This is a genomic window from Pseudoxanthomonas sp. 3HH-4, from assembly GCF_006716465.1.
In the GTDB taxonomy this organism is placed as follows: Bacteria; Pseudomonadota; Gammaproteobacteria; order Xanthomonadales; family Xanthomonadaceae; genus Pseudoxanthomonas_A.
In genome coordinates this window covers 1-2301 of sequence record NZ_VFPB01000012.1, presented here as the reverse complement: position 1 = coordinate 2301, position 2301 = coordinate 1, and the positions used below count along the sequence as shown (strand labels likewise).

Sequence of the window (2301 nt, the reverse complement as noted above, 5' to 3'; positions counted from 1 at the left end):
GGCTGGGGCCCCGGTAGCGACCTGACCACTCATCAGAAGACAGTTGCTGAATTAAGCCGACCCGCGAAGCGGGTTCGGCTTGAATGAATTGTTAGCTGCCATCCGTGGAGCTACCCAGAGGAATTTTGGCGGAAGAAAGTATCGAATCCCAGCGTTTCTGGTCGGCTCCATAGAATAGGTGCGCAACCGGATGGGCTGACGAGTCTTTGAACACCTGAGTCTGTCCACACTCGAAGCACACGACAAAATCATAAGTGTGGCCGTTAGCTCTCACCCGGACGCCGTGCCGAGGAAAGAAACACATTGCGATGGCCTCCGGCTCTGGTGCCGCAACCCACTCAGAGAGATCCGTGCGGAGAGCTTGAGCCGCAGAATCTGATATGGCCAACTCCCCGAGTACGGGCCAGCCGTGGTAGCAGACCCCAACACAAGCCCCGTCAGAATCCCGTGCACCGCCAGGACCCGACTCGAGCGATAAAAGCGTAACGCTCTTAGCGCCGGCCAGGGCTTCAGCAAGCTCGATTCTGTCTGCAGTCGCGGAGCACCCGGTGCTAAAGGCGAGAAGTAGAAAAGATAGCAGCACAGGGAGAATCTTCATGGCAGCTAACACCTGAATTAAGCCGACCCGCGAAGCGGGTTCGGCTTGAATGAATTGTTAGGCCGTGAGCCGACGCCGCCTTGGCAACACAGCTACAAGCAAGCAGATTACAGCGAAAGCAAATACCACGATAGCAGCAGTCCCGTTACCGTTGGTCTGGCAAATGTCCATTACCCACCGACTCGGAATCTTTGTCCCAGGCAGTGAGCACGCAACAAAGGGATTTGAAAGCAGTCGATAGCCCCACCAGGCGAAATAGAGCGAGCCGACACCAAACGAAATCCGGATAAAGCGACGCATCTTGCTCCGAACGGCCTAACACCGGAATTAAGCCGACCCGCGAAGCGGGTTCGGCTTGAATGAATTGTTAGGCCTACTGCCGAGTAAGCCGGACGCAATAGTCATAGGAGTTGGTAATAACAATGGTATTGCTCTCCTGAAATCCACCATGCTCCGGATTGACGACGCAAAGTTCACTAGAGCCGTCTCTAGTCTCGAAGCGACCAAGGTAGACAGCATCCGGCTCCCATTTGTCTCGAACTTGAAAGTAGGCCTGCTTTTTGTAGCGGAAGCCAGCAGAGCCCCATTTGATATAGCTCACAAAGCCAGTCGCCTGATCTCGTTGCGACTCAACAAGCCAGCCTTGAGTCGGGAGGGTTGCCGATGAGGCAGTAACTTGAGCTTTGATGCGCCCAGCTGTATGTCCAAGCCATTTGGCTGAGCCATGCGGCATCGAGGCGCAGCCACCCAGCGTCAGCAGTACGAGAGTGGCTACTGCTCGAACCATTGGAACTCTCCAAGTAGGCCTAACACCAGAATTAAGCCGACCCGCGAAGCGGGTTCGGCTTGAATGAATTGTTAGGCCTCTCCGCCGAGAAGGCCCGCCGCCACAAGCTTAAGCCTTGCGACCGCCTCAGCGGAACCGAAGCGGCCAGCCGCACGATAGCTCTCTTTTACCGCGTCAGTGTCGGAGCAGGACTTGGCAAGAATGGTGTCCGCCACTTTCTGATGGAGGGCAATACGCGCGGCATACTTGGCCAGCACGGCTTGACCTGCCTGATCCGACTCGTGGCCGTCCAGGGCAAACGACCAATAGAAGTTGTCGTACTGTGCGCAGAAGTCAGCGAATGACACGTGTCCAGCAGCACACTCGCGCACCAGGTCATCAGAGCGATCTAGTGCCGCAAGGAGATCAATCTCTGTTGGGTACGAGTTCATGTCTTGAGAGGCCTAACACCTTGAGTTAAGCCGACCCGCGAAGCGGGTTCGGCTTGAACGAGTGGTTATGCAGCCTGGGTAGTAGGTACCCCACGCTGTTGAAGCGATCTTAGCCGAGAAGGCCGGGCGAAGAGACAATCACTGGATGCGGCCGGGGAAAGTGAGTGGCCCGGGCTTGTTTAGCCGAAGCCAGAAGCGCCGCCATAATGGAGTCAGCTCTCTATCCGCCAGCCGAGCGGCGCGAACGTGATGCGTCCGAAGCCGATTGAAGCGAAGTAGGGGGGCGCGAGAGAGTCGGGCAGATCAGCGACCGATCAACGCCGAAGCCAATGGCGCGGCAGAAGTCAGAACATCACCGAAGCCGACAACACCAACACGCCAACCCACGCATAACACCAGAATTAAGCCGACCCGCGAAGCGGGTTCGGCTTGAATGAATTGTTAGGGGCAGCTCCGTGAAAGCTCGACATACCGGTCGCGAGAAA

Annotated in this window: 1 protein-coding gene; it reads right to left on the bottom strand. The window is 56.6% G+C overall.

Translation table 11 applies throughout. The annotated features are described in order from the left end of the window. Positions 1 to 1456: 1456 nt before the first annotated feature. Positions 1457 to 1816 carry a hypothetical protein gene (locus FB548_RS18665; protein ID WP_142126318.1) on the bottom strand — a complete coding sequence of 120 codons (360 nt, stop codon included), beginning with the start codon at positions 1814 to 1816 and terminating at the stop codon, positions 1457 to 1459. Positions 1817 to 2301: the final 485 nt, after the last annotated feature.